The sequence below is a fragment of the Nonomuraea sp. NPDC049378 genome, from assembly GCF_055586745.1.
The window spans coordinates 80,078-104,861 of record NZ_JBVJHP010000025.1 but is presented as its reverse complement, the minus strand read 5'-3'; the positions used below and the strand labels follow the sequence as shown (position 1 = coordinate 104,861).

General features: G+C 70.6%; 26 protein-coding genes. 16 read left to right on the top strand and 10 right to left on the bottom strand.

Features of this window, described 5'->3' with window-relative positions:
• The first annotated feature begins 28 nt into the window (after positions 1–28).
• Positions 29–1,795, top strand: coding sequence for an alpha/beta fold hydrolase (locus ACZ6SA_RS40970; protein WP_465834357.1), 1,767 nt, complete (start codon positions 29–31; stop codon positions 1,793–1,795).
• A 47-nt stretch (positions 1,796–1,842) separates the two neighbouring features.
• On the opposite strand, the gene ACZ6SA_RS40965 is transcribed toward ACZ6SA_RS40970, so the two are convergent.
• A complete protein-coding gene (locus tag ACZ6SA_RS40965) occupies positions 1,843–2,742 on the bottom strand; it encodes an aminoglycoside phosphotransferase family protein (protein ID WP_465834355.1) in 900 nt (299 codons plus the stop codon).
• A gap of 315 nt (positions 2,743–3,057) precedes the next feature.
• Between ACZ6SA_RS40965 and ACZ6SA_RS40960 the strand changes: the two genes are divergently transcribed.
• The 4 genes from ACZ6SA_RS40960 to ACZ6SA_RS40945 all read left to right on the top strand — a co-directional run bounded on the left by ACZ6SA_RS40960 (position 3,058) and on the right by ACZ6SA_RS40945 (position 7,070).
• The gene (locus tag ACZ6SA_RS40960) at positions 3,058–3,759 is read left to right on the top strand and encodes a vWA domain-containing protein (protein WP_347645872.1); all 702 of its coding nucleotides are present in this window, start codon (positions 3,058–3,060) and stop codon (positions 3,757–3,759) included.
• 83 nt (positions 3,760–3,842) lie between these two features.
• Positions 3,843–4,820, top strand: a complete 978-nt coding sequence (locus ACZ6SA_RS40955; RefSeq protein ID WP_465834352.1) for a protein phosphatase 2C domain-containing protein — start codon at positions 3,843–3,845, stop codon at positions 4,818–4,820.
• Positions 4,821–4,841: 21 nt separating this feature from the next.
• Positions 4,842–5,879 (top strand): protein kinase family protein, encoded by a 1,038-nt coding sequence (locus ACZ6SA_RS40950; protein WP_347645874.1) that lies wholly within the window; start codon positions 4,842–4,844, stop codon positions 5,877–5,879.
• Positions 5,880–7,070 carry an FHA domain-containing serine/threonine-protein kinase gene (locus ACZ6SA_RS40945; protein WP_465834350.1) on the top strand — a complete coding sequence of 397 codons (1,191 nt, stop codon included), beginning with the start codon at positions 5,880–5,882 and terminating at the stop codon, positions 7,068–7,070.
• On the opposite strand, the gene ACZ6SA_RS40940 is transcribed toward ACZ6SA_RS40945, so the two are convergent.
• On the bottom strand, positions 7,060–8,466 hold the full coding sequence (locus ACZ6SA_RS40940) for a type 1 periplasmic-binding domain-containing protein (RefSeq protein ID WP_465834348.1): 1,407 nt from the start codon (positions 8,464–8,466) through the stop codon (positions 7,060–7,062). The genes ACZ6SA_RS40945 and ACZ6SA_RS40940 overlap by 11 nt on opposite strands.
• A gap of 316 nt (positions 8,467–8,782) precedes the next feature.
• Between ACZ6SA_RS40940 and ACZ6SA_RS40935 the strand changes: the two genes are divergently transcribed.
• Entirely contained in the window at positions 8,783–9,514 is a 732-nt protein-coding gene (locus ACZ6SA_RS40935; RefSeq protein WP_347645877.1) for an aminoglycoside phosphotransferase family protein, read from the top strand.
• On the opposite strand, the gene ACZ6SA_RS40930 is transcribed toward ACZ6SA_RS40935, so the two are convergent.
• A complete protein-coding gene (locus ACZ6SA_RS40930; protein WP_347645878.1) occupies positions 9,495–10,130 on the bottom strand; it encodes an NAD(P)-dependent oxidoreductase in 636 nt (211 codons plus the stop codon). The genes ACZ6SA_RS40935 and ACZ6SA_RS40930 overlap by 20 nt on opposite strands.
• 81 nt (positions 10,131–10,211) lie before the next feature.
• Here ACZ6SA_RS40930 and ACZ6SA_RS40925 point away from each other — a divergent pair, with 81 nt between their 5' ends.
• Complete coding sequence (locus ACZ6SA_RS40925) at positions 10,212–10,568, top strand: winged helix-turn-helix transcriptional regulator (protein ID WP_347645879.1); 357 nt, start codon at positions 10,212–10,214, stop codon at positions 10,566–10,568.
• On the opposite strand, the gene proS is transcribed toward ACZ6SA_RS40925, so the two are convergent.
• Entirely contained in the window at positions 10,562–12,004 is a 1,443-nt protein-coding gene (proS, locus tag ACZ6SA_RS40920) for a proline--tRNA ligase (RefSeq protein WP_347645880.1), read from the bottom strand. The genes ACZ6SA_RS40925 and proS overlap by 7 nt on opposite strands.
• A gap of 73 nt (positions 12,005–12,077) precedes the next feature.
• On the opposite strand from proS, the gene ACZ6SA_RS40915 reads away from it, so the two are divergent.
• Together ACZ6SA_RS40915 and ACZ6SA_RS40910 are read left to right on the top strand one after the other, a co-directional pair.
• Positions 12,078–12,710, top strand: coding sequence for a hypothetical protein (locus tag ACZ6SA_RS40915; RefSeq protein ID WP_465834344.1), 633 nt, complete (start codon positions 12,078–12,080; stop codon positions 12,708–12,710).
• Between the two features lie 5 nt (positions 12,711–12,715).
• Entirely contained in the window at positions 12,716–13,309 is a 594-nt protein-coding gene (locus tag ACZ6SA_RS40910) for a hypothetical protein (protein ID WP_465834342.1), read from the top strand.
• Here the strand turns inward: ACZ6SA_RS40910 and ACZ6SA_RS40905 are convergent.
• The gene (locus tag ACZ6SA_RS40905) at positions 13,306–13,713 is read right to left on the bottom strand and encodes a PIN domain-containing protein (protein ID WP_465834340.1); all 408 of its coding nucleotides are present in this window, start codon (positions 13,711–13,713) and stop codon (positions 13,306–13,308) included. The two genes, ACZ6SA_RS40910 and ACZ6SA_RS40905, sit on opposite strands and share 4 nt — an antisense overlap.
• A complete protein-coding gene (locus tag ACZ6SA_RS40900; RefSeq protein WP_465834338.1) occupies positions 13,698–13,958 on the bottom strand; it encodes a type II toxin-antitoxin system Phd/YefM family antitoxin in 261 nt (86 codons plus the stop codon). The genes ACZ6SA_RS40905 and ACZ6SA_RS40900 overlap by 16 nt, the downstream gene beginning before the upstream one ends.
• A 663-nt stretch (positions 13,959–14,621) precedes the next feature.
• Between ACZ6SA_RS40900 and ehuB the strand changes: the two genes are divergently transcribed.
• Genes ehuB through ehuA form a run of 4 tightly spaced genes read left to right on the top strand, consistent with a single transcriptional unit; the run spans position 14,622 to position 17,754 of the window.
• A complete protein-coding gene (ehuB, locus tag ACZ6SA_RS40895) occupies positions 14,622–15,554 on the top strand; it encodes an ectoine/hydroxyectoine ABC transporter substrate-binding protein EhuB (RefSeq protein WP_465834336.1) in 933 nt (310 codons plus the stop codon).
• A 7-nt stretch (positions 15,555–15,561) separates the two neighbouring features.
• Positions 15,562–16,296, top strand: coding sequence for an ectoine/hydroxyectoine ABC transporter permease subunit EhuC (gene ehuC, locus ACZ6SA_RS40890; protein ID WP_347645883.1), 735 nt, complete (start codon positions 15,562–15,564; stop codon positions 16,294–16,296).
• Positions 16,293–16,946, top strand: a complete 654-nt coding sequence (gene ehuD / locus ACZ6SA_RS40885; protein ID WP_443154451.1) for an ectoine/hydroxyectoine ABC transporter permease subunit EhuD — start codon at positions 16,293–16,295, stop codon at positions 16,944–16,946. The genes ehuC and ehuD overlap by 4 nt, the downstream gene beginning before the upstream one ends.
• A 46-nt stretch (positions 16,947–16,992) precedes the next feature.
• Complete coding sequence (gene ehuA / locus ACZ6SA_RS40880) at positions 16,993–17,754, top strand: ectoine/hydroxyectoine ABC transporter ATP-binding protein EhuA (protein ID WP_347646176.1); 762 nt, start codon at positions 16,993–16,995, stop codon at positions 17,752–17,754.
• A gap of 78 nt (positions 17,755–17,832) precedes the next feature.
• Here the strand turns inward: ehuA and katG are convergent, their stop codons facing one another.
• The 3 genes from katG to ACZ6SA_RS40865 all read right to left on the bottom strand — a co-directional run bounded on the left by katG (position 17,833) and on the right by ACZ6SA_RS40865 (position 21,062).
• Positions 17,833–20,064: a catalase/peroxidase HPI gene (gene katG / locus ACZ6SA_RS40875; protein ID WP_465834333.1), complete on the bottom strand. Its 2,232-nt coding sequence runs from the start codon at positions 20,062–20,064 to the stop codon at positions 17,833–17,835.
• Between the two features lie 31 nt (positions 20,065–20,095).
• A complete protein-coding gene (locus ACZ6SA_RS40870; protein WP_347617628.1) occupies positions 20,096–20,533 on the bottom strand; it encodes a Fur family transcriptional regulator in 438 nt (145 codons plus the stop codon).
• Positions 20,534–20,612: 79 nt separating this feature from the next.
• Positions 20,613–21,062 carry a hypothetical protein gene (locus ACZ6SA_RS40865; protein WP_347645886.1) on the bottom strand — a complete coding sequence of 150 codons (450 nt, stop codon included), beginning with the start codon at positions 21,060–21,062 and terminating at the stop codon, positions 20,613–20,615.
• Positions 21,063–21,212: 150 nt separating this feature from the next.
• Here ACZ6SA_RS40865 and ACZ6SA_RS40860 point away from each other — a divergent pair, with 150 nt between their 5' ends.
• On the top strand, positions 21,213–21,956 hold the full coding sequence (locus ACZ6SA_RS40860; protein ID WP_465834330.1) for an NUDIX hydrolase: 744 nt from the start codon (positions 21,213–21,215) through the stop codon (positions 21,954–21,956).
• On the opposite strand, the gene ACZ6SA_RS40855 is transcribed toward ACZ6SA_RS40860, so the two are convergent.
• Positions 21,935–22,351, bottom strand: coding sequence for a helix-turn-helix domain-containing protein (locus tag ACZ6SA_RS40855; RefSeq protein ID WP_347645888.1), 417 nt, complete (start codon positions 22,349–22,351; stop codon positions 21,935–21,937). The two genes, ACZ6SA_RS40860 and ACZ6SA_RS40855, sit on opposite strands and share 22 nt — an antisense overlap.
• A 52-nt stretch (positions 22,352–22,403) precedes the next feature.
• On the opposite strand from ACZ6SA_RS40855, the gene ACZ6SA_RS40850 reads away from it, so the two are divergent.
• Together ACZ6SA_RS40850 and ACZ6SA_RS40845 are read left to right on the top strand one after the other, a co-directional pair.
• Positions 22,404–23,345, top strand: a complete 942-nt coding sequence (locus ACZ6SA_RS40850; protein ID WP_465834327.1) for an NAD(P)/FAD-dependent oxidoreductase — start codon at positions 22,404–22,406, stop codon at positions 23,343–23,345.
• Between the two features lie 35 nt (positions 23,346–23,380).
• Entirely contained in the window at positions 23,381–24,757 is a 1,377-nt protein-coding gene (locus ACZ6SA_RS40845; RefSeq protein ID WP_465834325.1) for an MFS transporter, read from the top strand.
• Positions 24,758–24,784 lie beyond the last annotated feature (27 nt).

The window sequence follows — 24,784 nt, the reverse complement described above, 5'->3', positions numbered from 1 at the left end:
CCGGTGCACGGCAGGCGAAGCTGTCGGCATGATCGCAGAAGCCTTGGGATCAACGCTGGTCGCGGCCCTGTTGCCCGGCACGCTGGCCCCTTCGACCGACCTGCATGACTGCGCGAATGCGGCCACGCGCTGCGACGGCAGCATCGAGGTTCCCCTCGACTGGGACAACCCCTCCTCCGAGCGCATTTCCGTAGCCTTCGCCTGGATTCCAGCCAAAGTCGCCGACGGAACCGTGGTGGCCAATCTCGGCGGGCCAGGGCAGACTCTGACGACCGTACCCACGATGCAGCACGTTCTCGGGCCCGTGCTCGAACGCAAGAACCTGCTGGTCATGGATCCGCGCGGGATGGGGAAGTCCTCGCCGCTGCACTGCCCGGGAGCCGGCCTCGACAAGCCCGAGTCCCTCGCCGCCTGCGCCAAGAGCGTGGGGCCGCGGGGCGCGTACTTCACCGCCGACCAGGCTTCGCACGATCTCGACGCGATTCGGAGGGCGCTCGGTCTGGGCAAGGTGAGTTTCTACGGCAACTCCTACGGCACCCTGTACGCCCAGGCGTACGCCGCCCGCTATCCGGCCGGCCTGGACGCGATCTTCCTGGACAGCTCCGTGGTGGTGAACCGCGACGGGTACGCGAGCTGGAAGAACTACTGGTCCAGACTTCGCCAACTCGATCTCGTCTGCGCGCGGTCGAAGGCGTGCGACGCGCTGCCGGGCAGCGCCACCGACACGTGGACGCGGTTGGTGGACCGGCTGCGGAAGCGGCCCGACCCCGAGGTGTCGGTGTTCCAGACCGTGGCGCTCAGCAACGTGTGGGAGCCGGTGTTCGGCCGGGAGGCCACCGCGGCCGCGGACGCCTACCTGCACGGCGACCCGGCTCCGCTGCACCGCCTGGCCCGGCTGATTCCCGCGGCGCTTCCCCCGGCCAACGATGCGTACGTTGCCGGATATCTGGGCTTTCGCTGCGGCGACGGCACCTTCCCCTTCGACCGGCGCGCCTCGGCGGCCGAGCGGCAGGTCCAGGCCGAGCGCTACTACGAGCGGGCACGCCCGCTGGGGCCCTATCGGATCACCGACATCTTCCCTTCGGGAATCGGCAGCGTCGAGCCGTGCATCTACTGGCCGACTCCGCGCCACAGCCCGCCGCGCCCACCTGGACTGGCGCTGCTCGCCGTGCCCGTCCTGGTGATGGCGGGGGAGATCGACCAGAACAGCCCCGCCGAAGTGGCCCGATCGTTGCGGGCCTTCCCGAACGCGACCGTCGTGCGGGTCCCCTTCGGGCCGCATGCGCTGACCTCCTTCGCGTCGCCGATGGGTGACTGCGTGCGCGGCATGCTGCGTACCTTCCTGACCACCAGGCAGGTGAGTGACTCGCAGTGCACCGGCGAGAACTATCGTGCCCTCGGCGCCTTCCCGCGGACCGTCGGGGACGTGCCGCCACAGACGGCTCGCAACCTCAGCGTCGCCCAGCGGCGGGTGCTCGCGGCCACCTTCGCCACCGCCGCGGACGCCACCGCCCGCCGCAACCCCAACGGTCACGCCTACACCAGCGTGCGGGACGAGCCGGGGCTACGGGGCGGCCTGGTCACCTTCGGCCAGGACATCACACTCGACGAGGTGCGGTTCGTGCGCGACCTGCGGGTGAGCGGGCCGATCAAGCTCACTCCGGAGGGCCGCGCCACCGCCACGCTCCGCGCCGAGACCGGCGGACGCACCCACGAGGTGGCGCTGACCTGGGCGGCGTTCTCCACCCGCCCAGCCCTGTCGGGCACCTTCGACGGTGTCCCCTTCGGCCAGTAGCCCCGCCACGTCTTCGCCGGCGGCGGCGGGATCAGCCCGCTGCCGACCTAGCCGATGAGGGCCTCGGTGATCTGGCGGGCGGTCTGCGCGGCGATCCTCGGGTTGGCGGCGGCGTAGGAGGTGTAGGCGTTCAGGCCGGTGGTGAGGGCCCAGCCGCGACCGCGGGTCCAGGTGGCGTCGTCCACGCCGAGCGCGGCGCGGAAGGCGGCCCGGCTGCCGGCCGACATCAGGGTGTAGGCGATGGTGAGGTCGCAGGCCGGATCGCCGATGCCGAGCCCGCCGAAGTCGATGACGGCGTTGAGGCGGCCGTCGACGGTCAGCAGGTTGCCGGTGTGGAAGTCGCCGTGGAACCAGACCGGCGGGCGATCCCATGCGGGGGCGTGCAGGGCTCTCTCCCACAGGCCGGTCATGGCGGTGGCGTCGAACACGTCGCCGACCTGGGCGATGGCGGCCCGCGTCGCCTGATCGCGGCTCTTCAACGACTGTCCGGTGAGGTCGTCGCGGGCCTGCAGGGTCCGTACGTCATCGGCCGCGAACTGCTGGAGGGCGGCCAGGAACTCCGCCAGTCGCACGGCCGCCGCGGACGAGTGGGCCAGCGCCTCGACGGTCGCCACCTCGCCCTCCAGCCAGCGCGACACCGCCCACCGCCACGGGTAGCCGAAGTCGGGCTCGCCCACTCCCACCGGCACCGGGATGGCCAGGGGCAGGTGGGGAGCGAGCCGGGGCAGCCACTCGAGTTCTTTGGCGGCCTGCCCGATGGCGCCGGCGTGGCGGGGCAGCCGCACGGACAGCTGCTCGCCCAGCCGGTAGATCACGTGGTCGGAGCCGGCCGGGTCGAGCAGCTTCAGCGGCAGCCCGGCCCACCGCGGAAACTGCGTGTCGACGAGCCTCCTGGCCAGCGCGTCAGTGATCGTGGGCCGGGACCCGGCGGTGCCCGAGGTCGCCAAGAGCAACTCCTGAGATCGGCCCGCTCCGCGCGGCGGGCGGCCGCACCATCACAGTGCACCGCAGGCTTGCCTGTCGAACGGATTTCCGCCGGCGTGGCCACCGCTGTGCCGCCTGTTCCGCGCTCCCGTGGCCGGGGTCGCCTACTGGGTGCTCCCGGCCGCCCGCGGCGCCGGAGCGCCGCCGTGCATGACGACGGCCGGCATGACATGCACCTGCACGCCCGTGTCCGAGGGACGTGAGCAGGTCCGGTAGGCCGCATCCTTTCGTTCGCCGACCTTGCCAAGACCGGTAATCCCTATAAGGATGAAAATCCGATGACATCGGCTAACGGGCGCCCTCGTGCCTTCCCCTTCTACATCGTGTGCGACGTGTCGCATTCGATGCACACCGCCCGCGAGGACGGACGGCCCACCCCCTTCGAGGTGCTGTCGAACTGCGTGGGGGAGTTGCTTTTCGAGCTGGAGGCGGGCGACCCGGGTGTCAGCGAGGCCGCGCACGTCGCGGTGGTGTCCTTCGCCGACAAGGTCGAGGTGGTGCTGCCGCTGACCAGGCCGTGCGACGCGATCAGGGTCCCGGCTCTGAGGCCCGGCATGCAGACGGACTACCTGGCGGCTTTCCGCGGGCTCGTGAAGATCATCGAAAAGGACCACAGAAAGCTGTCCAGGCACTTCGACGTACGGGCGCCGGTGGTCTTCTTCATCACCGACGGCGAGCCGTACGTCGGCGCGAACCATCAGGACGTCGAGATCTGGGGCCCCGCGCGCGACCGGCTGGCGAGCCTCGACCCGGCCCCGTACATCGTGGCCCTCGGCTTCGGGACGGTGCAGGAGGACACCCTGCGACGGGTCGCCACCACGCTGAGAGGTGACGTGCTGGCCTTCGCGGGCGAGGTCGCGACAGGGGCGGCCACGGTGCTGCACGGCATCGCGCAGGCCGTGTCCGACAGCATCAGCGCCTCCGTCAACAGGAACACGGCGGTTCTACGCGGGCCCGCGGGGATGCGGCAGCTGAGATGATCAAAGCGGCGCTGGCGGGATTACTTCTGGTCATCGGCATCGGTCCGGTGGGAGCGCGGCCTGCTCCGTCACCGGAGCCGACGGTGACGGTGACCGTGACGCCCAGCCCGGCGCAGGAGGGCTGGCCGCTGTGGATCCTGTCCGGCGTCGCCGGCGCCGGCGCCGTACTCCTGGGGCGGTTCGTGCTGGCGCGCAGGAACCGTACCGCTGACGTCGTCGACGGCAGGACGCCGCTCGGCCCGCCTCCCCAGCCGCTGCCGGTCCTGCTGGCGGGCGGCGCGGATTCGCGCGCCCCGGGCGTCGCGCTCGACGGCGGCATGCTCGCGCAGACCACGATCCGCGCCGTGAGCATCCGCGGGCGGCGCCATCGCTACCGAGGCGAGCCCCTCCAGGACGCCTACGCGGTACGGCTGAGCGCGGACGGACGGTGGGTCATCGCGGCCGTGGCCGACGGGCTGGGCAGCACGCCGCACGCCGAACACGCCGCCGCGGTGGCCGTACGCGCCGCCACGAACCTCGCCCTGACCCCCGAGCCCGGCTGGCACGCGGCCTTCGCCGCCATCGCCGGGGAGGTCGTGCGCGCCACCGCCCGGTTCGCCGGCCCCGTCAGCCAACCAGCCGGCAGGGGGACGGATCCGCCCGCCACGACGCTGACGATCGCGGTGGTCCCCGCGGACGGCGGGCGCGGGATCGCCGCCTGCGCGGCCATCGGCGACTCGCCGGCGTTGTGGCTCCACGACGGGACGTGGACCGAGCTGTTCCCTCCGGACGGGCGGCGACCGGACAACGTCACGTCCGCCCTGCCGGACGACCTCGGCGAGCTGCGCGAACGGCAGATCGACTGGCAGCCGGGCGATGTGCTCGTCCTGTGCAGCGACGGGTTCGGGACGGCCATGGGCGGCGGCGGCAGCGTGCTCGCCCAGCAGCTCGTCACATCGTGGAGCTCGCCGCCCGCGCTGCGCAGCTTCTACCGCGATGTGGGTTTCCATCTGTCGACCTACGACGACGACCGGACCGTTCTGGCGTTGTGGGCGGGCCGCCACGACACGGCCGTCTTGTGACAGGAGTGCGGCGGCAGAACGATGAATCCCCCAGACGTGGTCGACGAAGCGGATCTGACACCCCCCACGGACGCCGATGCCTATTCCCTGCGCCCGGGAGGCCAGGCGCGCAGCCTGGCGCCGTGCGGGGTCAGCGGCGTCCCAGGCCGGTTCCTGTTCAAACGGTACGACGAGGAGACGCTGGCCGGGCTGGACGAGAAGGCCCTGCTGGCCATGGTGCGCTGGCGGCGCGAACTTCCCCGGCACGACCGCGCGACGCTCGACCAGCGTTGTGCGTGGCCGGTCGCGGCGGTCCGGCACGACCGGATCACCGGCATCCTGATCAGGCCCGCTCCCAGGCAGATGTTCGTCGAGCTGCGCGACCGGCTGGTGCCGCGGCACCTCGATGAGCTCACGCGCTCGCCCGAGCGGGTGAGTGCCCTTCGCGATCACTACGGCACGCGCTACTACGAGCCGCCCTACAAACTGGCCGTCCTCGGGCAGCTGCTCGCGACGGTCCAGTGGCTGCACGAGCAGGGCTACGTGGTGGGCGATCTGCAACTGCGCAACGCCGTCTTCACCATCGACCCCGCGCCCGCGGTGTACCTGCTGGACTGCGACTCCTGCCTGCCGGCCGGGGGCCGCGGCGCCCTGGCGGAGGCCGATCCCGAGCAGTGGAAACTCCCCCGTGAAGGCGCGTTCACCCAGGAGTCCGACTACTACAAGTTCGCCTGGGCCGTCGTACGGTGCCTCCAGGAAAGCGCCGAGGCGTGGTCGCCCGACGAGGCCGCGCTCGCCAGGGTGCTGCCCTTGCGGCACCGCCGCCTGATAAGGCAGTGTCTGGACGGTTCACCGGAATCAGTGGACACCGCGCGATGGCGGGCGGCCGGCGAGTCGTGGCAGTGGCTCGTCACTCCCGAACGCATCTACGTCGAAACCGACTCCAACCTGCGCGAGGCGTGGCGGCGGGGGAGGTCCGCGGTGGGGGACGGCTCGCGGGGCCGGCGCGGGGCGGTCGTGGTGCTGCTCGTCGTCCTGGCGGCGATCGCCGTCGTCGTAGCGGTCACGTTGGGAGCGTGAATGGACACCGGCGAGCCACGGCACATCGGGCCCTACGAGGTGCTCGGCCGTCTGGGTGCCGGCGGTCAGGGGACGGTCTACCTCGGGCAGAGCGAGGCCGGCCGGGTCGCGATCAAGGTGATCCACGCGCAGGGGGCGGCCGACCCGAGGGCGCGCAGGCGGTTCGCGGACGAGGTGTCCATCGCGTCGCGGGTGCCCAGGGCTTATACCGCGATGATCATCGACGCCGCCATCGACCGTGACCAGCCGTACATCGTGAGCGAGTACGTGGAAGGCCCGTCCCTGCAGAAGCTCGTCGACAACCACGGGCCGCTGTCGGGGCCCGCGCTCGAACGGCTGGCGACCTATACGGCCACCGCGCTGGCGGCCATCCACGGCGTGGGAGTCGTCCACCGGGACCTCAAGCCCGCCAACGTCATCGTCGGGCCGGACGGGCCACGGGTCGTGGACTTCGGGGTCGCCCGGGCCCTCGAGGCGACCGCCGTGATCACCACGCCCGTGGGAACTCCCGGATATCTCGCGCCGGAGCAGGTGGTGGGGGCGGACGCCGAAGTGGGCTTCCCCGCCGACGTGCACGCCTGGGCGGCCACCATGTACTTCGCCGCCACCGGCAGGATGCCGTTCGCGGGCAGCAACGTGGCCGTCATCATCAACCGGGTCCTGAACGAGACCCCCGACGTGACGGTGATCTCCGAGCCGCTGCGTTCGCTGATCGCCGACTGCCTCGCCAAGGATCCGGCGCGGCGGCCGACCACCATGGAACTGCTCGGCCGCCTCGTGGGGCACCAGTCGGAGAACGCGCAGGCGACGGTGCCCCGCACCCGGATCCTGTCGGCCGTCATCGGAACGCTGAAGGAGACCACCACGCTGGGCAGCGGGCCCGCGGCCGACATCGTGATCGACGAGGAGGGGATCGCCCCGGCGCACGCCACCGTCCGCAAGGTGAGCGCCGGGTACCGGCTGCACGACCACAGCGGGGGCCTGGGGACGTACATCGACGGCAGCCCCGTGCTCTACGCGACCCTGCGACCGGGTGATCGGTTCACGATCGGCACGGCGGTGCTCCGCCTCACCGAGGCGGGGGAGCTGGAGCGCGTACGGCTCGGCCGGATACCCGCCGCACGCTGGTGGCTGCTGCTGCTCCTCGTCGCGGCGGTGGCGCTGATGGCCGTGGTCGCCATTACGGGATAGTCACGGGCGTGGGCGCGGTGACGTTCACGCGTTCCCCGGTCTTGGAGTCGAGGGTGAAGGCGCCGCTGGCGCCGCGGATGACGTTGGTGCCGGTGAACAGGTAGAGCTGCCCGCGCACCGCCGCGGTGGACGGCAGGCTGAGCTGGGACGGGTCGGCGCCGATGGCGGCCTTCTGCACCGCGGTGGCGGCGGCGGTCACCGCGTCGTACGCCATGATCGCCAAGCCGCTGCCGAGGTGCGCCGCGGAGAACGTCTCGCCATGGTGGGGCGCCACGAACTCGTTACGGAACTGCTGGTAGAGCTGGCGGTGCTCGTTGTCCTCGTGATCGAGCCGCTTGGGGTCGGCGAGCGGCACGAACATCACCTTGATGGGCGCTTCCGGGTCGTGCAGCGACGGGTCCTCCGGGTCCTGGTTCTGGGCGTCGTCGCCGGTGACCACGGTGATCGGCGTGGACCGGCAGGGCCGGTTGCGCAGGAGCTTGAGGAACGTCGGCATGAACGTCTGGCGGCCGGCGTAGAAGATCATGTCGGTCTTCGTGCCGCAGATCGTGTCGCTGATGGTCCGGAGGAGCGAGGGGCCGCCGCGCGGGTCGAAGGGGAAGCTGAGCCCGGACTCGTCGACGTACGGTTTCAGCCCCAGCTCCGGATCGAGAAAGGCGTCCTTCAACGACAGGGCGTAAAGGTCCTTGGTGCCCTGCGGGGTCACCTCGGCCCACATCAGCGCCGCGCTGCCCTTGACCTTCTTGTCCTTGAGCTCTTTCGCGATGGCTTCGAGCTGGGCAGAGGTGCTGACCGCGGTGCGGGTGAGACCGGGAATGGGTCCGCTGCCGTCGATCTCGCCGGTGGTGTTGAATCCGGCCGCGGTGATGAAGTCGGCCACCATCGGAATTCCGGGATCCTTGGCCAGGGCCCGCGCGGCGTCGATGCTTTCCTGCTGGCTCGGGCCCATTCCGGTGACCGCGACGATCTGACCGGGACTGCCCGTCGCGCCCGTCGCGGCGTTCTTCCGCACCGCCTGCACCGCCGTACGCCACTTCGAGCCGTCGTGGCCGGTGTTGGCGAGCACGAGCCGGATCTTGGGGAACGTCTCGGACTGGTTGGCTCGGTACTGGCCGATGAACGCCCCTTCGAGCTGGTGGAGAGCACGATCTCCGACCAGCCCGCGCGGGCCCGCCCCCATCGGGGCCATGAGCGCGATCGTGCTGTAGTCGGTGCCTTCGGTGACCTTGCGGTTCTCCGCCGCGATGACCTCGAGCAGCGGCCGGTATTCCTCGCCCAGGACCATCGTCCCCTCGGCCGGGTCCATCAGCCCGACGCATTCGCCGTCGATGGCGACGACGTCCTCGCTCTGCGTTTCGCAACCGCCCCAGGGCCACCACCCCTGGGTGTAATTCACGAGTACGACTGTGGATATCAGTACGGCGACAACAACGACGATCACCACGAGTCTGCGGCGGAAAAGTGCCCCCACCTGGCGTAAGAGGTTCCAGACGCGCGCTGCGAGTGAGGGTGCCGGTGCCGGTTCGTCATACATCTGGACTCCCACCCGTCACTGATGCCTTGACCGCGCTCTCCAGAATGTCGGTCGCACGCTTCCCCTCCCTGGGTCGACGGGCGCCTAAACTCTTTGTCATTAAAACGTGATCGATGAGGCCCCACAACGGGCTTCGTCATGCGGAGCGTTTGCGGAACAGCCAGGAGAACTCCCCGCCATGCGCGACGTCCCCGCCGAAATTCCCCTGACCGGAGGGCGCATCACCCCGGGCGTCGTCCGCGTCGCCGATACGGTTCGGCGCCCCGCCACCGACTCGTCCGATTTCGTCGCCCGGCTGCTCACGCACCTTCAGCGCTGCCGGTTCCAGGGAGCGCCGCGCCATCTCGGACGCGACCTGGCCGGCCGTGACGTTCTCAGCTACCTGCCCGGCTGGGTGCCGGCCACGTTCCGGCGCTGGAGCGACTCCCAGGTCGCCGCGGCCGGCGTGCTGCTCCGTTCGTTGCACGACGCCACGCGGGGCAGCGGGCTCACCGGCGAGCACCCGGTCGTCTGCCATCACGATCCCGGGCCGAACAACACGGTGTTCCGCGCCGGGCTGCCGGTCGCCTTCATCGACTTCGACACCGCCGCCCCCGGCGATCCGCTCGAGGACATCGGCTACATGGCCTGGACGTGGTGCGTCTCGTCCAAGAGCACCGCGCCGCCTGCCGCCGAACAGGCCGCCCAGGTGCGGGTCCTCGCCGACGCCTACGGACTCGATGCCGAGCGCCGCGCCGCCGTCGTCGACGCGATCCTCGACCGCCAGGTCCGCAACATCCGGTGGTGGACCGGGCGCCTGACCGGCCCCGCTCACGGGTCGGCCGACCCGGAGGAGAGCATCGCCTGGTCCGAGCGCGAACACGCCTTCACCAGCGCCAACCGCCCTCACTTCACCGCGGCGCTGCGGTGACGCCGATGTGCGTGCGATGGTGGCGAGGGTTGTCGATCTCGTCGAGCAGGGCGACCGCCAGGTCGCCGTAGGAGATGCGACCGGTCATGTCGACGGCTGCGACGGCATAGCGGCCGGAACGTGCGCCGGCGTGGTCGAAGTCGCCGGCCGGGCTGACGATCAGCCAGTCCATCCGGTCGTCCGAGGAGCGCAGCACGGCCGCCGCGGCCGCGTGCCCCAGGCAGATGGGGCGGAATTCCTGAGGAAAGCCTGGGGTGTCCATCAACGGTGTGCCGTCGGCGGTCTCGAGCGTCGCCGCGAGGCCGACGGCGACCAGCCTGCCCACCGCGGCCCGCGCCAGGCCGTCGAGCAGGGCGCGGGCGGCGGCCGGGAAGAAGGCGTCGGGCCGTGCGCCGGCGTCGTACGCGGCCATGATCGCGGCGTCGTGCCCGGCCGCGAGGCCGGCGACCGCGCCGGCCTCGGTGACGTCGCCGGCGCGGACTGCGGCGCCCGTGAGGTGCCGGTGCCTGTCCGGGTCGCGGACGACTGCGGTGACCTGGTGGCCGCGGCGAAGGGCCTCGCCGACGGCCGCACGCCCAGCGCGCCCACCGGCACCGAACACAATGATCTTTCCCATGGTCCACCTCTTCTCCGATGTGCTGCGCCAAGGTAGCCGGGGCCGTGGTTACCGCGTGGATAGCGCGGTTACGGTGGTTCCGTGACGCAGCCGCTGGATCCGGAGATGTTCGACCCGGTTTGCCCCTCCGGCCTGATGCCGATCAGGATCGGGGACAAATGGGCGGGAATGATCATCCAGTGCCTCGAAGAGGGTCCCCGGCGGTTCTCCGAACTCCTCGTACCGCTGCGGACCATCACCCCCAAAGTGCTCACGAAGTCGCTGCGGGCGCTGGAACGCGACGGCTTCGTCGTCCGTACGGTCCACGCCGGGCCCGCCAGGCACGTCGACTACGCGCTGACCCCGCTCGGCCGGAGCCTGCTCGGGCTGCTGGACGCGGCGCGTGCCTGGGCGGAGACGCACATGGACGAGCTGATCGACGCCCGCGAGAGTCAGTAGGCCCGCCCGAAGATGACCCGCTTGCCGTAGGCGGAGGCATCGCCGCAGAGCACGCACCGCCCGGTCTCGGAGGCGCCGTCGAGCGGAACGCAGCGCGGAGTCGCCGCGACCTTGCCCTTGATGTCGGCCTCGCACGCGGCTTTGCCGCAGTGCAACGCCAACGCCCATCCCGACGCGACGGCCTCCGCGAAGGAGCCCCAGGTGTCCACCGTCACGGTGTGAGCGTCGCGGAACTCGGTGGCCCGCCGGAGCAGGAAGGCCTGGAAGTCTTCGAGCACGCCGGGAAGGAGCTCCGGCGCGGACGACAGGGGGATGCTCTGCTTGCCCTCGTCGCCGAGCCGCCTGACCATCACCACGGTGCCGGACTCGAGGTCGCGCGGGCCGAGCTCGAGCCGTACGGGAGCTCCGCGCAGCTCCCAGTCGTTGAACCGGAAACCGGGCGAGAGCTGCGCGCGATCGTCGACGTGGACGCGCACCCCGGCCGCCTTGAGCCGCCCCGCGAGCTCCCGCGCCGCGGCCGCGGTCCGCGTGCCCTGCTCGCCGCGTCCGATGGGCACGATGACCACCTGGTAGGGGGCCAGCCTGGGCGGCAGGACGAGCCCCTTGTCGTCGCCGTGGGTCATGATGACCCCGCCGATCATCCGCGTCGACATGCCCCATGACGTGGTGTGACACAGCTCCAGCTGACCGGCTTCCGAGGTGTACTGGATGTCGAAGGCCTTGGCGAAGTTGGTGCCCATGTAGTGGGAGGTGCCGGCCTGGAGCGCCTTGCCGTCCCGCATCATGCCCTCGATGGTGAACGTGCGGACCGCGCCGGCGAACCGCTCACCGGCCGTCTTCTCGCCCGGCACGACCGGGATCGCCGCGACGTCCCGCGCGACCTCCGTGTAGAGATCGAGCGCCAGCATCGTCTCGCGCATCGCGTCGGCCTCGTCGGCGTGCGCCGTGTGCCCCTCCTGCCAGAGGAACTCCGTCGTGCGCAGGAACATGCGCGGCCGCAGCTCCCAGCGCACGACGTTGGCCCACTGGTTGAGCAGGAGCGGCAGGTCGCGATGGGAGGAGACCCACTTGGCCATCATCTCGCCGATGATCGTCTCCGAGGTGGGCCGGACGATCAGCGGCTCCTCGAGCTCCTTGCCGCCGGCGTGCGTGACGACGGCGAGCTCGGGCGAGAACCCCTCGACGTGATCGGCCTCGCGCCGGAGGTAGCTCTCGGGGATCAGGAGAGGGAAATAGGCGTTCTCGTGCCCGGTGTCCTTGATCCGGCGGTCGAGCTCGTCCTGGATGAGCTCCCACAGGCAGTAGCCGTACGGTCGGATGACCATGGTGCCCTTGGCCGGGCCTCTGTCGACGAGCTGCGCCTTGGCGACGAGCTCGTTGTACCAGGCCGAGAAGTCCTCATCCTGAGGAGTCACACCACGTTCGTCACGTCCCATGACCGGAGAATATCGCTCATGGCCAGCCATCGTGGCTCGCCCTACCTGATCGTCTTGCCCGTAGTGTCCCTCCATGGTGGACATCGGATTTCTCCTGGTTTACGTGGCCTTTGCGGGCTTACCCGTGGCGCTGACGTTCAGCTCGACGATCCTCGCGGCGGTCACAGCTCCTCGCGGCAGGTACGGCGAGATGCGTTTCGCCCACCTGGCCTCGGGAGCGTTCTTGGTCATTTTCGGCCTCCTGGCCATGGCGCTCGTGGCATGGTCGACGCGCGAGGACGGGCGCCATGACGTCTCGGCGACGGCCCTGCTGGGAGTCATCGTGGGCGCGATAATGGTCGTTCTCGGGCTCGGGCCGTTCGTCCCGTGGCTGCTGGGAGTGCTCGGGCGGGCTGGGATACGGCTGCCGGCGCCCTTACGGCTGGCGGCCCGCCACCTTGCGGACCATCGCGCGCGTACGGCTCCCGCGGTGGCGGCGACCATGACCGCCACGGCCGTCACCGTCGCTGTGGCGATCCTCGTGGCGGCCGGGACGGCACAGGCCAGGGCGAACTACTCTCCGCAGGCCCGCTCGGGCGCGCTCGTCGTGAGGTTCGCACCGGAGCACGTGACGACCGCGCTGGCGACCGTACGGAGCGAGTTACCCGGCGCGCCGGTAGCGTGGAGATCACGTACGCCTCCGCGCCGTTCGCTGAGACGACCGTGAAAGCCGTGCCCGCGATCAGCGCCGGACCCGCGACTCCCGAGGTCGAGGCCGTCTTCATTCCCGCGAAGGTCGTGCGGGAGCTGGGCCTGCAACTCGACACGGAGGCGCTGATCGTCGATCCTTCCCTGCATCGGGTCTCGGAAGCCGACCGCGACCGGCTCCAGGACCGGCTGGGCGACAGCGCCGAGGTGTACCTGGAGCAGGGGTATCAGGCCTCGTCCCGCTGGTTGTACGTCGCCGGGACGATGGCGCTCATCGCCCTCGCCGGCGCGCTGGTGGCCACCATCCGGTCGAACCGCTCGCACCTGCTGCTGCGCCGGGTGGGCGGCGGCTCCGGCTTCGCCGTACGCGGTCTCATCGCGTGCCGGGCTGCCTTGGCCGCGGCCTGCGGCACCGTGACGGGTGCGTCGGCAGGGTGCGCGATCGGCCTGCTGCTGGCCTGGCCCTTCACGGCCTCGCCCAGCTGGGATGCGCTGCCGCGGGTGTCGTTCGGGACCCCGTGGACGTCGATCGGCCTGCTGACCGTCGCGATCCCGCTGCTCGCGGCGGCGGTGACGCTGCTCGTGAAGCCCTCGCCGGGGATGACGACCGGCTCTTAGCGGGGAACCACCTGAGCGCGGACGCCCGGCAGATCATCGAACGCGGCGGAAGCGTCCATCGTGATCACTGTTCTCGCCGTGGCCGCAGCTGTCGCGGCGATCAGCAGATCGTACGCTCCACGAGGCTTGCCTTCTCGTCGAGCATGCGCCATGAGACGTGCATGGACTCTGGCGACGTTGGTCGTGTATTCCTCGACGGGAATCAACGCCAGAACGTTGTCCACGAAGGTCTGCCGGTCGGGCCGTCGGGCAGCATCGGCCAGTTCCACACCGCCCAGCAGTTCGGCCACAGTGAACGCCGCGATCGCCACATCATCGGCATCGTCGATCACTGAGACTATGGACGCCCTGCCGCGCTCTGCGGCGATGAGCACACCTGTGTCCAAGATCAGGCGTCGGGCCATGTGTTTCTCATCTCGTCATCGACCGTCTCGCGGGCCGCCGCTACATCGGCCTCGAAATCATCGTCGAGTGTCCCCGCGCTTCTGGCCAGAAACGCCTTGACCATGCGCCCTGGTGCGACAGGCGCGGGGCCGATCACGGCAATGTGCTTCCCTCCGCGGGTCACCACTATTGTCTCCCCGTGTTCGGCCTGGTCAAGGACGGCGGCGAAGCTCCGGGAGGCTTCGGTGGCGGTCATCACCTTCATGGAATCAGATTATCTGATATCAAGGGGTGTTATCCAGTCCAAGTGTGCCAAGTTCTCCTTGCTTGAGCTGGGACTTTGCCGAAGTGTCCGGCCCTGCGCGCGCAGGTGGTGCCGGTGGGACGGATGGGTTTACCCAGGTCACAGGTTGACATCAATGTCACGTAACACGAATCACATATTTATCCCCTGGACGCGGGACCCTGTGCTCGGTTCGAGATCTTCCCGTGACGGCTCCGCAAGCGTTTCGGAAAGCCGGAGAGATCGCGGGGCCGACGACGTTTTCCCAGCTCAGGCGGGGTAGTTGCTAACCTTGGCGCGACGTTTAACCCACCGGACGACTCGGAAAAAGGACAAGCCATTTTCCCTACCCGGCTAAACCGGGGCCTCAAACATCGCGGACCGAAGCCGGTTCGGAGGAGCACACAGGTCCGTCCGCTAGGTTCGGGGCCCATGTTGGCGAAACGCATCGCCGGTTCGACGTACGCATGGAGGCCCTGCCCGCGTGCGCGGGGCCGGGTGTCTACGAGCGGCGCCGAAGCGGCGGAGCGCATCGCGAGGCCACGGTACCTCCGGGCCTTCCCCTTTCGCAGAGGAAACCGAACGGCGGTTGATGATCCGTTCGGATGAGCATAGTAACGACAACGGCACGAACGGGAGTAAAGCGTGACGGCCAACCGTTGGACGCGTCGGGATTTTTTGAGAAGCTCGGGACTCGCTGCGGCGGCCCTCGTCGGCGGCCCCGCCCTCATCGCCGGTTGCAGCCGCGTCGACGACGGCGGCACCACCAGCGCCTCACAGAGCGCTGACCCCCTCGCCCGCTTCAAGCAGACGGGCACCATCAAGGTCGGCATCGCCAACGAGCAGCCGTACGGCTACCGCGACAAGGACGGCAACCTGACCGGCGAGGCCCCAGAGGTGGCCCGCGTGATCTTCAAGGCGCTCGGCGTGGACAACATGGAAGCGCAGATCGTCGACTCCTTCGGCTCCCTGATCCCCGGGTTGCAGTCGAAGCAGTACGACTTCATCGCCGCCGGCATGTTCATCACCCCCGAGCGGTGCTCGCAGATCGCTTTCTCCAACCCCGACTACGCCGGCACGACCGCGTTCCTGGTGGCCAAGGGCAACCCGAAGAAGATCACCAGCTTCGAGGAGATCGCGAGGGGCGGCGCCAAGGTCGGCGTGCTCGAAGGCGCCGTCGAGAAGGGCTACGCGGAGGCCGGTGGCGTGGAGGGCGGCCAGATCCAGGTCTTCCCCAACCAGAACGCGGCCTTCAAGGGCATCCTCGCCGGCCGGGTGGACGCCATCGCGCTCACCGCCGTCTCGCTGCGCTGGACGCTCCAGCAGCAGTACGCGGACGAGCCGCTGGAGGTGACCGAGTCGTTCGTGCCGGTCGTCGACGGCAAGGAGCAGGTCGGCGCGGGCGGGTTCGGCTTCCGCAAGGAGGACACCGGGCTCATCGAGGCGTTCAACGCCGAGCTGAAGAAGCTGCAGGACTCGAACGGCGTGCTGCCGCTCATCGAGAAGTTCGGCTTCACCAAGACCGAGGTCGACAACGCCGCCAAGCTCACCGCCCAGCAGCTCTGCGCGGGTTCCTGACGCGAGCATGATGACTGTCAACCCGTGCAGCGGGGACCTGCCAGGCGTCTTCGGCGAGACGATGCCCTTCCTGTGCCAGGGGGCCGCGGTCACGTTGCAGAGCGCGGCGGGCGGCGCCGCGCTCGCCATCGTCATCGCGCTGATCGTGGGGCTGATGGCGTCCTCGCCGCTGCGGACGGTACGAGGCGTCGCCCGCGTCTACATGGAGTTCTTCCGCGGCACGTCGGTCCTCGTCCAGCTGTTCTGGCTCTTCTACGCGATGCCCATCCTCACGGGCTACCAGCTGGACAAGGTTTTCGCCGGCGTGCTGGCGCTCGGTCTCAACCTCGGCGCCTACGGCTCGGAGGTGGTGCGCGGCGCGCTGCAGGCCGTGCCGCCCAGCCAGCGTGAGGCCGCGATCGCGCTGAACTTCTCGCCGTTGCAGCGGATGCGCTACGTCATCCTGCCGCAGGCGTTCGTCGAGATGATCCCGCCGATGAACAACCTGCTCATCGAGCTGCTCAAGGCGACGTCGCTGCTGTCCGTCATCACCGTGGCCGATCTGGCCTACGAGGGCCGGCTGCTCGTCAACTCCGGCAGCGACCAGCTGATCGTGTTCGCGCTGATGCTGGTGATCTATTTCCTGTTCTCGTACGCGATCACGCTGGTGATGAGGTTCGTCGAGCGGCGGGCCGCCCGCATGGTGGGCCGGGGCACGCCGCGGCGGCGGCGGGCCACGGCGGCAGTGGAGGCGGCCCGATGATCTGGGACTGGGACTGGACGCTGGAGATCCTTCCCCAGCTGCTCACGCAGGGACTGCTGGTCACCGTGCAGGCGACGCTCGGCGGCGCGGTGCTCGCGTTCGTGCTGGGGTTGTTCGTGGCGCTGCTGCGCCGCTCGCGCAGGGCGTACATCAGCCGGCCGGTGGGCGCGGTCATGGAGTTCATCCGCAGCACGCCGCTGCTGGTGCAGCTGTTCGTGCTCTACTACGTGCTGCCGGACTTCGGGTTCAAGATGACCGCGCTGACGACGGGCATCATCGGGCTTGGCGTGCACTACGCCGCCTACACCTCGGAGGTCTACCGTGCGGGCATCGACGGTGTGCCGAAGGGGCAGTGGGAGGCGGCGATCGCCCTCAACATGCCCCGCCCCTACACCTGGATCAGCATCGTCCTCCCGCAGGCCGTACGCCGGGCGCTGCCCGCCCTGGGCAACTACGTCGTGGCGATCTTCAAGGAGTCGCCGCAGCTGTCCGTGATCACTGTCGTCGACGTCGTCGGGCTCGCCCGCGGTGTCGGCTCCGAGAGTTTCCGCTACCTGGAGCCGATGACCATCGCCGGGCTGTTCTTCCTGCTCATCGCAATCCCGGCGTCGATGCTCGTCCGTCGTATGGAGCGCCGTCTTGATACCTGATACGCAGTCCGAGAAAGATCCACATGTGGGCGACGACCAGCAGTGGATGATCCAGTTCGACAAGGTCGTCAAACGGTTCGGCGACGTGACGGTGCTGCGCGAGCTCGACTTCCACGTCAAACCCGCCGAACGCGTCACCCTGATCGGGCCGAGCGGGTCGGGCAAGACGACGATCCTGCGCCTGCTGATGACCCTCGAACGGGTCACCTCCGGCACCATCGAGGTCGACGGCCAGTGCCTGTCCCACATGAAACGCGGCGACCGCGTGGTGCCCGCCGACGAGAAGCACCTGCGTCAGGTCCGCAAGAAGATCGGCATGGTGTTCCAGCAGTTCAACCTGTTCCCCAACATGAACGTGCTGCGCAACATCACCGAGGCGCCGGTGCGGGCCCTCGGCGTCCCGCGCGAGCAGGCGGAGGAGAAGGCCCGCGAGCTGCTGGAGATGGTGGAGCTGTCCGATAAGGCGCTCGCGCATCCGTCGCAGCTGTCGGGAGGCCAGCAGCAGCGGGTCGCCATCGCTCGGGCGCTCGCGATGGAGCCGGAAGTGCTGCTGCTCGACGAGGTCACCTCGGCGCTCGACCCCGAGCTCGTCTCCGGCGTGCAGTGCCTGCTGCGTGACATCGCGCGTTCGAGCAACCTGACCCTGCTGTGCGTCACCCACGAGATGAACTTCGCCAGGGACATCTCCCACCGGGTCCTCATGTTCGACCAGGGGCAGATCGTCGAGGACGGGCCTCCGGAGCAGATCTTCAACGAGCCGGAGCAGCAGCGCACGCGGGACTTCCTCCAGGCGGTGCTGGACACCTGATTGTTTCCTCTTCAGGCGGTGCTGGACGCCTGAGGATGTCCAGGCCGGCCCGCGCCGGCCGGCCTGGACGCCGTCTGATCAGCGCAGGCCGAACCGGTCGAGGTTCATCACCTTGTCCCACGCCGCGACGAAGTCGGTCACGAACTTCTCGCTCGCGTCGTCACTCGCGTAGACCTCCGCGAGCGCGCGCAGCTCGGAGTTCGAGCCGAAGACGAGGTCGGCCCGGGTGCCGGTCCACTTGACCTCGCCCGTGGCGCTGTCGCGGCCCTCGAACGTGGTCTGGTCCTGCGACGTCGACTTCCACGTCGTGCCCAGGTCGAGCAGGTTGACGAAGAAGTCGTTGGTGAGCTTCCCCGGCGTCTCGGTGAGGACGCCGAGCGGCGACTGCCCGTGGTTCGCGCCCAGGACGCGCAGGCCGCCGACGAGCACGGTCATCTCGGGCGCGCTCAGGGTCAGCAGGTTGGCCCGGTCGAGCAGCAGGAACTCGGCGGGCAGCCGGTGGCCCTTCCCGACGTAGTTGCGGAAGCCGTCGGCGGTGAGCTCCATCGCCGCGAACGACTCCACGTCGGTCTGCTCCTGCGAGGCGTCCACGCGGCCCGGCGTGAAGGGCACCTGGACGTCGAAGCCGGCGTCCTTGGCGGCCTTCTCGACGGCCGCGCACCCGCCGAGCACGATCAGGTCGGCCAGCGAGACCTGCTTGCCGCCGGTCTGGGCGGAGTTGAAGGCCTGCTGGACCCCCTCCAGCGAGCGCAACGCCAGCGCCAGCTCGTCGGGGTCGTTGACCTCCCACCCGTTCTGCGGCTCGAGGCGGATGCGGGCGCCGTTGGCGCCGCCGCGCTTGTCGCTGCCGCGGAACGACGAGGCCGAAGCCCACGCCGTGGACACGAGCTGCGACACCGACAGGCCCGAGGCGAGGATCTTGCCCTTGAGCTCGGCGATGTCCGCCGCGTCGATCAGCTCGTACGTCCTCGCCGGCAGCGGGTCCTGCCACAGCAGCGTCTCGGACGGGACCTCCGGGCCGAGGTAGCGCTCGACCGGGCCCATGTCGCGGTGGGTCAGCTTGAACCACGCCCTGGCGAACGCGTCCGCGAACGCGTCGGGGTTCTCGAGGAAGCGCCGCGAGATCGGCTCGTAGACCGGGTCGACCCGCAGCGACAGGTCGGTGGTCAGCATGGTCGGGGCGTGACGCTTCGACGGGTCGTGGGCGTCCGGCACGGTGCCGGCGCCGGCGCCGTCCTTCGGCCGCCACTGGTGGGCGCCCGCCGGGCTCTTGAACAGCTCCCACTCGTAGCCGAAGAGGATCTCGAAGAAGCTGTTGTCCCAGGCGGTCGGGGTGTTGGTCCAGATGCCTTCGAGGCCGCTGGTGATGGTGTCGCCGCCCTTGCCGGTGCCGAAGGTGTTGCGCCAGCCGAGGCCCTGCTCCTCGAAGCCGGCGGCCTCGGGGTCGGGGCCGACGTGGTCGGACGGGCCCGCGCCGTGGGTCTTGCCGAAGGTGTGACCGCCCGCGATCAGGGCGACCGTCTCCTCGTCGTTCATCGCCATGCGGCGGAACGTCTCGCGGATGTCGCGGGCCGCGGCGAGCGGGTCGGGGTTGCCGTTCGGGCCCTCCGGGTTGACGTAGATGAGGCCCATCTGCACCGCGCCGAGCGGGTTCTCCAGCTCGCGGTCGCCGGTGTAGCGCTCGTCGCCGAGCCAGGTGGACTCGGGACCCCAGTAGACGTCCTCCTCCGGCTCCCACACGTCCTCGCGGCCGCCGGCGAAGCCGAAGGTCTTGAAGCCCATCGACTCCAGGGCGACGTTGCCGGACAGGACCAGGAGGTCGGCCCACGAGAGGTTCTTGCCGTACTTCTTCTTGACCGGCCACAGCAGGCGGCGGGCCTTGTCGAGGTTGGCGTTGTCCGGCCAGCTGTTGAGGGGGGCGAAACGCTGCTGGCCGGAGCCGGCGCCGCCGCGGCCGTCGCTGATCCGGTAGGTGCCCGCGCTGTGCCACGCCATCCGGATGATGAACGGGCCGTAGTGGCCGAAGTCGGCCGGCCACCAGTCCTGCGAGGTGGTCAGCACCTCCGCGATGTCGCGCTTCACGGCCGCGAGGTCGAGGCTCTTGAACGCCTCGGCGTAGTCGAACTCCGCGCCGAGCGGGTTGGCCACGGCCGGGTTCTTGGCGAGGATCTTCAGGTTGAGGCGCTCAGGCCACCACTGGCGGTTTCCGCCGCCCTGCGTCGGGTGCAGCGCGCGCTCGTGCGCCACCGGGCAGCCGCCCTCGCCCTCGGTTTTGGGGTCAGTGACGATTGCTTCGTGGTTCTCGGACATGGATTCCTTCCGATATCGGGCTTCCTGGTACTCAGGAACTGCGACTGGTGGAACAGCCGGGGCACAGGCCCCAGTAGATGACCTCGGCCTCGTCGATGGAGAAACCGTGGTCGTCCGACGCGGCCAGGCAGGGTGCGTGACCGACCGCGCAGTCGACGTCGGCGACGGCACCGCACGACCGGCACACGACGTGGTGGTGGTTGTCCCCGACCCGCCCCTCGAACAGGGCGGCGCTGCCGGCCGGCTCGATGCGGCGTACGAGGCCCGCGGCGGTGAGCGCGTGAAGGGCTTCGTACACGGCTTGCAGGGAGATGTGGCCGACGCGCTCGCGCACCCCGGCGGCGATCGCTTCGACGCCGAGATGGTCACCGTGCCTGACGGTCTCCAGCAGCGCGACGCGGGCCGCCGTCACCCGAAGCCCTGCCCCGCGCAGCTCGTCGGCGGTCGTCGGCGTCTTGGGTGCGGTCATGGCCGCCACCGTATCCCCATAAACACGAACGATACAAGATAATGAACCATGCAATTTAGTGGCGTGTCGCCGAGCGGGCTCAGCTCTCGTCGAGGCGGGCGAAGGTCGCCCCCGCGGCGGCGGCGCGGGCGCCGAAGACATGCCCGTCGCACATCCGCGTCTCCGTGCCGGCCCGGTCGATCACCTTCCAGGTCACCGGCTCCTCGCACGGCCGGCCGAGCCGGTCATGGTCCCAGGCGCGCCCGCACACGCGGCACGTGGTGACACCGGCCCTGGAGGACAGGGTGTTGCCGTGCTCCGGGCAGACGCCCCACGGCAGGCCGCACGGCTGGACCTGGAGCCTGGCCAGGTCGGCGGCCGCCCGGTGGAGGTCTTCCGCGCCCCGCGCCAGCCGGCTCGCGGCCTGCCGCGCGGTCGTGAGGGGCTCGGGCTCCGGCCGGGCGGCGCGGTCGCAGAGCGCCAGGACCTCGGCGGTGAGCGCCTCGGCGCGGCTCGCGAGGTCGCGCAGGTGTGCGGGAGTGACGGTCATGTCGGCGTCCATCTCGCGAGGGCCGGCGTGCGCACGGCGGGAATGGGTGCAGATCTGGACCCTACGTCTTATCCGGCACGACGGGTGCTCCGGCGACAAAGGTCGGGTCAAGTCCGGTGATGGAGTCATCACCAAGGGTGACCATGAGGTATGACCCGACCGCTGCCGCGCACGCCCGGCGTCGAGCTCCTGGACGTCCACCGGCTCTCCCTGGTCGAAACCGTCGCGCCCCGGCTGTCGCCGGACGAGCGGGCGGCCATGGACCGCCTGTGGGAGGAGGCGGTCCAGGCCAACCCGAGCCTCTTCGACGGTCCGGTGGTGGCGTGCGCGAGCCTCGGCTGGGAGGGGCCGCACCGCCTGGTGGTCTCGTGGGTACGCACGACGTTCCGGCATCACGTCCTGCGCCGGGTCATGGGCTGCGCCGCGTGGCTGCCGTCCCTCTTCGTCGCCGTCGTGCAGCCGGCGGACGACGGGCGCCTGCTGGTCGGGCGGATGTCGCGGGTCACGGTCGCGCCCGGCCGCTGGCAGCTGCCCGGCGGCTCCATGGAACCGCCCCAGGGCGACGACCCCCTCGACCTGGCCGCGCTGGGCAGGCATGCCGTGCGCGAGCTGGTCGAGGAGACCGGCGTCGACACGGCACCTGAAGACCTGAGCCTCTGGCTCGTCACGCGCGGAGCCACCGGGAACGTCGGCGTGCTGTTCAGCGCGCCGAGCCGGCCGGCGGCGTACCTGCGCGAACGGTTCGCGGCCCTGCAGGCCGCGGAGGAGGACCCGGAGTTCGACCGGATCGCACTCGTACGCTCCCCGGCCGAGCTGGGCGGGCCGCTGGTCGACTACCTGGAGCCGGTCGTCCGCCGCTGCCAGCGGTCGGGTCAGATCATGCACATGTCCTGAGCGGGCGTCGCGGTCTCCACGATGCGCCGGTAGTCGGGGCACCGGGTCCAGTCGTCCGCGCGGCACTCCATGAGGTGCTCGATCAGCGTCTTGGACGCCGCGATCTCCCGCGACCGGCGTTCGAGCTCCTCGTGGTGCCGCCGGAGGAGCGCCTGGCGCTCGGCCTGGCCGGAGACGTTCAGGATCTCCCTGATCTGCTCCAGGCTCATTCCCGCCGACTTGGCGCGGATGATCGTCATGACGCGAATGACGTGCTCCTGCGTGTAGCGGCGGCGGCCGTTCACCCTGGCGGCGGGGGCCAGCAGGGACATCGCCTCCCAGTGGCGCAGCACGTGCGGCGCGAGCCCGAACCGCTCGGCGAGCTCCCCGATCCGCATGGATTCGCTTGACTTCATGTTGACATTAACTTGCAGACTCTCCTCCACGTCAAGACACGTGGAGGACAACATGATCGACGTCGTCATCGCCGGCGCAGGTCCTGCCGGCATGGCCGCCGCCCTGACCCTGGGAAGGACGTGCCGTACGGTCCTGCTGGTCGACGCGGGCGAGGGCCGCAACGCCAGGGCCGGGCAGGTGCACAACTTCCTGACCCGCGACGGCACGCCGCCCGCCCGGCTGCGGGAACTCGGCCGCGCCGACCTCGCCGCGTACCCGTCGGTGCGGGTCGAGGCCGGGACGGTCACCGACGCCGCGGTGCTGGACGGCGGCTTCCGCCTGGACCTGGCGGACGGCGGCACGGTGGACGCGCGCCGGCTCCTGCTGGCCACCGGGCTGGCCGACGACCTGCCAGGCCCGCGCGGGGTCGAGGCGCTGTGGGGCCGCTCCGCCTTCCACTGCCCCTACTGCCACGGCTACGAGTGCGCCGGCAAGCGGGTCGCGGTGCTCGGCGCGGCGCCGGCCCGGGTGCGGCTGGCGCTGCAGCTGAGCCGCTTCGCCGCCGACGTCGCCCTCTGCACCGGCGGCGAGCCGCTGGACGCGGCGTCGCGGACCACGCTGGAGACGAACGGCGTCACCGTACGGTGCGAGCCCGTCGCCCGCCTGGAGGGCACGGGTGACCAGCTCGGACGGGTCGTCTTCGAGGGCGGCCCGCCCCTGGCCAGGGAGGCGGTGTTCGTCGTGAACGTGCCGCGGCAGCGCTCCGAGCTTGCCGCCCGCCTCGGCTGCGCGACGTTCGCCGACGGATGCGTCGAGATCGACGAGTTCGCCCGGACGAGCGTGCCCGGCGTGTACGCGGCCGGCGACATGGCCCGGCGGGCCACCGTACCGGTGCCGCTGGCCGCCGTCGTCGCCGCCGCGGCCGGCGGCACCCTGGCCGGCGCCGTCATCGACCAGGACCTGATCGGCGCCGACTTCGGCCTGCCGGACCCCTTCGCGCGGGCAAAGGGCTGACCGCTGTGCTCCGCGCCTCATCGAGAACGAGCAACGTGCCGCTCGCCACGGCCGGCCTCCTGCTCGGCATGCTGCTGTCGGTCCTCGACCAGACGGTGGTCGCCATCGCCCTGCCCGACATCGCCGCCGACCTGGGCGGCCTGGACACGATCGGCTGGGTCGTCACGTCGTACGTGCTGGCCTCGACGGCGACCGGCGCGCTCTACGGCCGGATAAGCGACCGGTACGGCCGCCGCCCGGTCCTGCTCGTCGCCATCGCCGTCTTCGTCGCGGGCTCCGTGCTGTGCGGCCTGGCGCAGACGATGCCCCAGCTGATCGCCGCCAGGACCGTGCAGGGCGTCGGCGCCGGCGCGCTGTTCGTGTTGCCCACGACCGTGCTGTCCGAGCTCTACCCGCAGCGGCTGCGCAGCCGCGTGCAGGGCTTCACCGGCGGCGTGTTCGCCCTGGCCAGCGTGGGCGGCCCGCTCGCCGGCGGAGCGATCACCGACGCCGCGGGCTGGCGCTGGATCTTCACCGTCAACCTGCCGCTCGGCCTGCTCAGCATGGCGCTCGTCGCGTACGCGCTACGGCTGCCCAGGGCGGGCGGGGACGGCAAGGTGGACCTGGCGGGGGCCGCGCTGATCGTGGGCGCGACGGTGAGCCTGCTGTTGGTGGCCGAGTGGGGCGGCCGCGTGCACGCGTGGGACTCCGGCGTGATCCTCGCGCTGATCGGGGCGGTGGTCGTGCTGGCGGCCCTGTTCGTGTGGCGGGAACGACGTGCCGCCGATCCGCTGCTCCCGCCGCGGTTGTTCGCCGACCGCACGCTGCGGGTCGTCCTGCCCGCCGGTGCGCTGCTCGGCGCCCTGCTCGGCGGCTCCGTCGTCTATCTGCCCACCTATCTGCAGGCGGCGCACGGCATGGGAGCCACCCAGGCGGGCCTGGCGCTCAATCCGTACGTGCTCACCTTCATGGCGGTCTCGTCGCTCGCCGGCGCCTGCATCGGCGCGAGCGGCCGGTTCAGGCCCTACCTGATCGCCGGTGCGGCGATCGCGGCGGCCGGGTTCGTCCTGCTGGGCAACCTCGGCCCCGGCGCCGGCTACGCGCTGTTCGCCGTGGAGATCGGCGTGCTGGGGCTCGCCTTCGGCCTGCTGATGCAGAACCTCGTGGTCGTCGCCCAGAACGCGGCCACCCCGGCGGACCTCGCCGCCACCACCTCCGCCACGGTGTCGGTGCGCGGCCTGGGCCTGTCGGCCGGCGTGGCAGCCGCGGGGAACCTGCTCGCCCGGGAGCTCCACGACCGCGCCCCCGGCCCGGAGTCGACGGCCGCGGCGATCCCCGACGTGCTCATCTGGGGCGCGCCGGTCGCCGTCGTGCTGGTGGCGCTGATGGCCGCGCTGCCCAGGACGGTCGATCGGCCCGCGACGCCCGCATGACGGAGGCCGGCAGGCAGGCCAGGACCC

Excerpts from the sequence above, each read along its gene's own strand:
- ACZ6SA_RS40970 (WP_465834357.1), top strand. The coding sequence starts at position 29 with ATGATCGCAGAAGCCTTGGGATCAACGCTGGTCGCGGCCCTGTTGCCC.
- ACZ6SA_RS40960 (WP_347645872.1), top strand. The coding sequence starts at position 3,058 with ATGACATCGGCTAACGGGCGCCCTCGTGCCTTCCCCTTCTACATCGTG.
- ACZ6SA_RS40950 (WP_347645874.1), top strand. The coding sequence starts at position 4,842 with ATGAATCCCCCAGACGTGGTCGACGAAGCGGATCTGACACCCCCCACG.
- ACZ6SA_RS40945 (WP_465834350.1), top strand. The coding sequence starts at position 5,880 with ATGGACACCGGCGAGCCACGGCACATCGGGCCCTACGAGGTGCTCGGC.
- ACZ6SA_RS40935 (WP_347645877.1), top strand. The coding sequence starts at position 8,783 with ATGCGCGACGTCCCCGCCGAAATTCCCCTGACCGGAGGGCGCATCACC.
- ACZ6SA_RS40930 (WP_347645878.1), bottom strand. The coding sequence starts at position 10,130 with ATGGGAAAGATCATTGTGTTCGGTGCCGGTGGGCGCGCTGGGCGTGCG.
- proS (WP_347645880.1), bottom strand. The coding sequence starts at position 12,004 with ATGGGACGTGACGAACGTGGTGTGACTCCTCAGGATGAGGACTTCTCG.
- ACZ6SA_RS40915 (WP_465834344.1), top strand. The coding sequence starts at position 12,078 with ATGGTGGACATCGGATTTCTCCTGGTTTACGTGGCCTTTGCGGGCTTA.
- ACZ6SA_RS40905 (WP_465834340.1), bottom strand. The coding sequence starts at position 13,713 with ATGGCCCGACGCCTGATCTTGGACACAGGTGTGCTCATCGCCGCAGAG.
- ACZ6SA_RS40900 (WP_465834338.1), bottom strand. The coding sequence starts at position 13,958 with ATGAAGGTGATGACCGCCACCGAAGCCTCCCGGAGCTTCGCCGCCGTC.
- ehuC (WP_347645883.1), top strand. The coding sequence starts at position 15,562 with ATGATGACTGTCAACCCGTGCAGCGGGGACCTGCCAGGCGTCTTCGGC.
- ehuD (WP_443154451.1), top strand. The coding sequence starts at position 16,293 with ATGATCTGGGACTGGGACTGGACGCTGGAGATCCTTCCCCAGCTGCTC.
- ehuA (WP_347646176.1), top strand. The coding sequence starts at position 16,993 with ATGATCCAGTTCGACAAGGTCGTCAAACGGTTCGGCGACGTGACGGTG.
- katG (WP_465834333.1), bottom strand. The coding sequence starts at position 20,064 with ATGTCCGAGAACCACGAAGCAATCGTCACTGACCCCAAAACCGAGGGC.
- ACZ6SA_RS40870 (WP_347617628.1), bottom strand. The coding sequence starts at position 20,533 with ATGACCGCACCCAAGACGCCGACGACCGCCGACGAGCTGCGCGGGGCA.
- ACZ6SA_RS40865 (WP_347645886.1), bottom strand. The coding sequence starts at position 21,062 with ATGACCGTCACTCCCGCACACCTGCGCGACCTCGCGAGCCGCGCCGAG.
- ACZ6SA_RS40860 (WP_465834330.1), top strand. The coding sequence starts at position 21,213 with ATGACCCGACCGCTGCCGCGCACGCCCGGCGTCGAGCTCCTGGACGTC.
- ACZ6SA_RS40855 (WP_347645888.1), bottom strand. The coding sequence starts at position 22,351 with ATGAAGTCAAGCGAATCCATGCGGATCGGGGAGCTCGCCGAGCGGTTC.
- ACZ6SA_RS40850 (WP_465834327.1), top strand. The coding sequence starts at position 22,404 with ATGATCGACGTCGTCATCGCCGGCGCAGGTCCTGCCGGCATGGCCGCC.